The organism is Actinophytocola sp. (genome assembly GCF_050699915.1).
Lineage (GTDB): Bacteria > Actinomycetota > Actinomycetes > Mycobacteriales > Pseudonocardiaceae > Actinophytocola.
Genome location: NZ_JBOHGA010000337.1, coordinates 1 through 4,831, shown reverse-complemented (window position 1 = coordinate 4,831; position 4,831 = coordinate 1). Strand labels below are relative to the sequence as shown.

The window sequence follows — 4,831 nt, the reverse complement described above, 5'->3', positions numbered from 1 at the left end:
GGCCGGCCTCGACCCGGTGCGCGAGCCACGCGTCGAGGACCTGGCCGTCGGTCGACTCCGGCAGCCGGGCGGGGTCGAGCGCGGTCACCAGCGCCCGCTCGGTCAGGTGCCGAATCCGGCCCCTGTCGGCGTGCGGCGGCTTCTCCACGTACCGGGTCACGGCGCGGCGAACCGGATCGTGTTGCGCAGCACGCCGATTCCGGAGATCGACACCTCGACTGTCGAGCCGTCGCCGACCGGACCGATCCCCTCCGGCGTGCCGGTCGCGATCACGTCGCCGGGTTCGAGGGTCAGCACCGAGGACAGGTGGCACAGCACCTCGCCGACCCCGAAGATCATCTCGCCGGTGGACGCGTGCTGGCGCACCTCGCCGTCGACCGTGACCGTCAGGTCGAGCGCCTGCGGGTCGGCGACCTCGTCCGGGCTGACCAGCCACGGGCCGGTCGGGCCGTAGCCGTCGAAGCTCTTGGGCAGGTCCCACGGGTGGCCGCGCTCGATGTCGGCGAGCTGCAGGTCGCGCGCGGTCAGGTCGTTCATGATCGTGTAGCCGGCGACGGCGGCCGGCCAGTCCTCTTCGGACAGATGGCGGGCCCGGCGGCCGATCACCACGGCGAGCTCCCCCTCGTGGTCGATGCGCCGCGACGCCGGCGGCACCACCACGTCCGCGCCGTGTCCGCACAAGGTGTTGGGGCCCTTGAGGAACAGCACCGGCCGCTCCGGCGGCACGAACCCGCCCTCGGCCGCGTGCGCGCGGTAGTTCAGCGCGAGGCACAGCACCTTGCTCGGCGCGACCACCGGCGGCGCCAGCTCGACCTCCTCGAGCCGGCGCAGCGCGCCGGCGGCGCGCAGCCGGTCCCGCGTGCCGGGTTCGGTCACGGCGAGCAGCGCCTGCTCGACGACCCGCTCCCGGTTCGGCCGGGTGAGCAGTTCCACCGGGTCCGCGGGGCAGGACGGCAACACGTGGTCGAGCCGGACGACCTCGGCGCCGCCGTCGAGTCCGAGCGCCACGCGGTACCCGTCGCCGGTGCGCAGCCGGGCCAGCCTCACGGCGCCGCACCGTTCGCGGCGCGGCGAACCTCGTGGACCGCGGCGACCACATCCGTCATCTCCGCGGGCGGCGCCAGCAGCAGCGACTGCGGCAGCCACACGGTGTCCGCGCAGGCGCGCTCGCAGACCGGCAGGCGCAGCTCGCCGTAGCGGGTGGCCGGGCGCTCCGGCGACCAGCCGGTGGCGCGGCGGTCGAACCGGAGGTCGGCGAAGACCGGCTGCCGGTACAGCGGCGCCGGGTAGCCGCTCGACGCCGGGATCCCGTGGTGGCGCAGCGCCGCGACGAACCGGTCCCGGTCCAGGCCGGAGAACGCCTCCGGGTCGTAGCGGAACAGGTAGAGGTGGTGGGCGTGGGTGTCCACCCGGGAGTCCCGCACCATCGGCCGCAGACCATCCACAGTGGCCAGCTCGGTGTCCAGAATGGACGCCGCGGCCTCGCGCCGGGCGAGCTGGTCGGGCAGGCGGTCCAGGCCGGCCAGTGCGACGGCGGCCGACCACTCGGTGAGGCGGTGGTTGCCGCCGAGCTCGAAGTGGGCGTACCAGGGCTCGCCCGGTCGCCGGCCGCAGTTGTGCAGCCGCCAGGCGGCCGCGGCGAGCTCGGCGTCGTCGGTCGTCAGCGCGCCACCCTCGCCCGCGCTGAGGTTCTTCGAGGCCTGGAACGACCACGACCCGAACGCTCCGAAGCCGCCCACCGGCCTTCCGCGCCACCGCGCGCCGTGTGCGTGCGCGGCGTCCTCGACCAGCGCGAGGTCACGCCGGCGGCACAGTGCCGTGAGCGCGTCGAGGTCGGCCGGCGCGCCGGCGAGGTGTACGGCGATCACCGCCCTGGTCCGCCCTGTGACGCTCGCCTCGACGGCGGCCGGGTCGAGGTTGTAGGTGTCCGGCTCGATGTCGGCGAACACCGGCAGCGCGCCGATCGTCAGCACCGCGGTCGCCGTGGCGGCGAAGGTGTAGGGCGGGACGATCACCTCGTCGCCGGAGCCGACGCCCAGCGCCCGCAGCGCGATCTCCAGACTCACCGTGCCGTTGGTGACCCCGAGCGCGTGCCGGCAGCCGGTGAGCTCCGCCCAGCGCCGCTCGAACTCGACCTTGAGCGGCCCGCCCGCGGCCGCCCCGACGCCGGCGTCGACCGCGGCGCGGAGCAGCTCGGCCTCGGCGTCGCCGTACACGGGCCAGCGCGGCCACGGCGCGGTCCGCACCGGGGTGCCGAGCTCGAGCGCCCGCGTCATGCCCGCGCTCTCGGATCCGCCGGGAACGCCTCCACCCGCCGCGGCCGGCCCACCCGGGCGGAGGCGTGCAGCGCCTCCAGCACGGCCGTCGTCGTGGCCGCGCTCTCGATCGTGACGAGCGGCTCGGCGCCGGTGGCCACACAGTCGACGAAGTGCCACAGGCAGTCGCGCACCGCGCCCGCGCTGACGCCGTGGACGGTGCGCTGGAGGAGGTTGCGCGGGTAGGCGTAGCCGTCGGTGGTGGCGATCTCGATCTGCTCGACCTTGCGGTCCAGGTGGATCACGCCCTCGGTGCCGACCACCTCGACGAACGAGTCGACCATGGTCGGGAACGTGTCCGGATACACCCAGCACGCCTCGAACGTCGCCACCGCGCCGCCCGCGTAGCGCACCTGCGCCTGGATCGCGTCCGGCGTGTCGATGCCGAGTCCGCTCAGCTTGCCGGTCACCGCGGTGGCGAACACCTCGACGGGTGCGTCGCCGAACAGCCAGGTGACGAGGTCGATGTCGTGCGAGGACAGGAACCATGCGGGCGAGGTCCGGTCGGCCCAGCTGATCATCTTGGTGGGCACGAAGATCCGGTCGTTCTTGCGGGCGTAGGCCACCACCGGGTCGCCGAGGTCGCCCGCGCGGACCCGGTCGTGCGCCTGGGCGTAGGCCGGCACCCAGCGGTGGTTGTACAGCACGCTGGCCACCACGCCCGCCGCGCGCACCGCCGCCACGACCTCACGGGCGTCCTCGGTCGACGTGGTGAGCGGCTTCTCGACCAGCACCGCCTTGCCGGCCCGGGCCGCGGCCACGGCGATGGCGGCGTGCGAGTCGTCCGGCGTCGCCACGACCACCGCGTCGACCTCGGGGTCGGCGACCAGCGCCGCGGCGCTCTCGACCATGCGGCAGCCCAGCTGCTCGGCGACGCGGCGAGCCGACCCCCCGGTTCGGCTCGCCACCGCCGTGATCTCGGCCCTGGGGTGCTCGGCGAGCTCGGCCGCGTAGGCCGCGCCCATCGTCCCCGTGCCGACCACGCCGACCCGTACCCGCGCTCCCGCCGTACCCGCCACCTCGCCTGCCTCTCCGGTCGAGCTCACCTTCCGAGGAGCTCGTTCCACTCGTCGGCGATCGCGGCCAGTACGTCGCCGGCCGGCTCGTCGCCGGTCATGAAGCCGCGGATGTGCTCGAGATATGCCTTGTCCAGCTCGGCGTCGACGGTGGTGCCGAGGTCGACGGTGACCACGTTCGGCAGCTCGGACACCACGACCTTGCGGGCCGCGTCGGCCGGCGTGCTCGGGTCGATCTCCTTGAAGAACGGGTCGGCCAGAGTGTCCTTTGTGGACGGGAAGACCGTGACGAGCTTGCACAGGGCCAGCTGGTTCTCCGGACTGGTCACGAACTTGATGAACTCGGCGGCCTGGGATCGCACGTCGCTCTTCTCCGGCACGGCGAACGTCTGGATGTCGGGGACGACGTACTTGCCGCCGGTCCCGGTCACCGCCCGGTCGATCCGGAGCCGGTCGTAGACCCGCGGCGCGTTCTTCTCCACGTTCAGCAACAGGAACGGCAGGTCGCTCACGGCCGCCCCGGCAAGCCCGTTCTCCAGGGTCTGCGGCAGGTTGCGGTCCTGCTCGCTCACCGCTCCGGGGCAGATGGTGCCGTCGGCATAGGCGGCGCGGAAGTCGTCGAGCACCGCGGCGGCCCGCGCGTTGTCCAGCGCGGCGGCGCTGCCGTCCTCGTTGAGCAGCGGCACGTCGTAGCTCGTCAGCACGCCGATGGTGGGCAGCGCGTTGAAGGCGCAGCCGCCCGTCTTCGCGGCGATCGTGCGGCCGAGGGCGAACGCCTCGTCCCAGGTGGCTGGCATCGCGTCGGCGCGGATGCCGGCCTTGGTGAGCACCGAGGTGTCGTAGGCGGCGACCGGCGCGCCGCCGTTGTACCAGGGCACGGCCTTGAGCTCGTCGCCCCGGCGCAGGCCGTCGACCAGCTCCGGGAAGTACGGGTCGAGCGCCGCGTCGTCGAAGTACGGGGTGAGGTCGGCGAGGCTGTCGCCGAACTGGTCGACCCGGACGTCCTCGATGTTGACCGCGTCCGGCACGTCCGAGGTCGCGAGCGCGGCGAGGAGCTTGCTCTCCACGTCCGGCCCGGGCACGTCGACCCACTCGATGGTGATGTCGGCGTTGTCCTCCTCGAAGCTGTCGATCATGCCCTGGACGTACTCGCCGTAGTTCTTCTTGAGGTTGATCGTCCAGAACTCGACGGTGACCTCGCCGTCGCGCTGGTCGGACGCCGCCTCGTCGGTGCCCGCGATGCACCCCGCGAGCAGCGCGGCGAGTGCGAATCCGGTCGTCCATCTGACTGCCGACGAGTACCGCACGGTGACCCCCTGTCTTGACACCAGAACCGAGCGCTAACTAACGTGATTTCGGACGACCGTAAATGCAATATTTGCCACAGCATATCTCCGGCGAGGCCGACGATGTCAAGACCAGTTCGGGCAGCGAGGCCGTGACCCTGTTGACCCGCGCCGCGGCCAAGCGGCCGGCCGACGTCGCCGCCCGACCTGGGGG

Annotated in this window: 4 protein-coding genes; all 4 read right to left on the bottom strand. The window is 73.2% G+C overall.

Going from position 1 to position 4,831, the window contains the following annotated elements:
- Positions 1–156 precede the first annotated feature (156 nt).
- From ACRDSK_RS31895 to ACRDSK_RS31880, 4 genes are read right to left on the bottom strand one after another with little or no spacing between them, the layout of a single operon-like run.
- The gene (locus ACRDSK_RS31895) at positions 157–1,047 is read right to left on the bottom strand and encodes a fumarylacetoacetate hydrolase family protein (RefSeq protein ID WP_431445119.1); all 891 of its coding nucleotides are present in this window, start codon (positions 1,045–1,047) and stop codon (positions 157–159) included.
- A complete protein-coding gene (locus ACRDSK_RS31890) occupies positions 1,044–2,276 on the bottom strand; it encodes a DegT/DnrJ/EryC1/StrS family aminotransferase (RefSeq protein WP_431445118.1) in 1,233 nt (410 codons plus the stop codon). The genes ACRDSK_RS31895 and ACRDSK_RS31890 overlap by 4 nt, the downstream gene beginning before the upstream one ends.
- Positions 2,273–3,361 carry a Gfo/Idh/MocA family protein gene (locus ACRDSK_RS31885; protein WP_431445117.1) on the bottom strand — a complete coding sequence of 363 codons (1,089 nt, stop codon included), beginning with the start codon at positions 3,359–3,361 and terminating at the stop codon, positions 2,273–2,275. Before ACRDSK_RS31885 ends, ACRDSK_RS31890 begins: the two co-directional genes overlap by 4 nt.
- The gene (locus tag ACRDSK_RS31880; protein WP_431445116.1) at positions 3,358–4,659 is read right to left on the bottom strand and encodes an ABC transporter substrate-binding protein; all 1,302 of its coding nucleotides are present in this window, start codon (positions 4,657–4,659) and stop codon (positions 3,358–3,360) included. The genes ACRDSK_RS31885 and ACRDSK_RS31880 overlap by 4 nt, the downstream gene beginning before the upstream one ends.
- Between the last annotated feature and the right edge of the window lie 172 nt (positions 4,660–4,831).

What these genes read in the sequence shown, in the direction of transcription:
- ACRDSK_RS31890 (WP_431445118.1), bottom strand. Translation starts at nt 2,276, where the DNA reads ATGACGCGGGCGCTCGAGCTCGGCACCCCGGTGCGGACCGCGCCGTGG.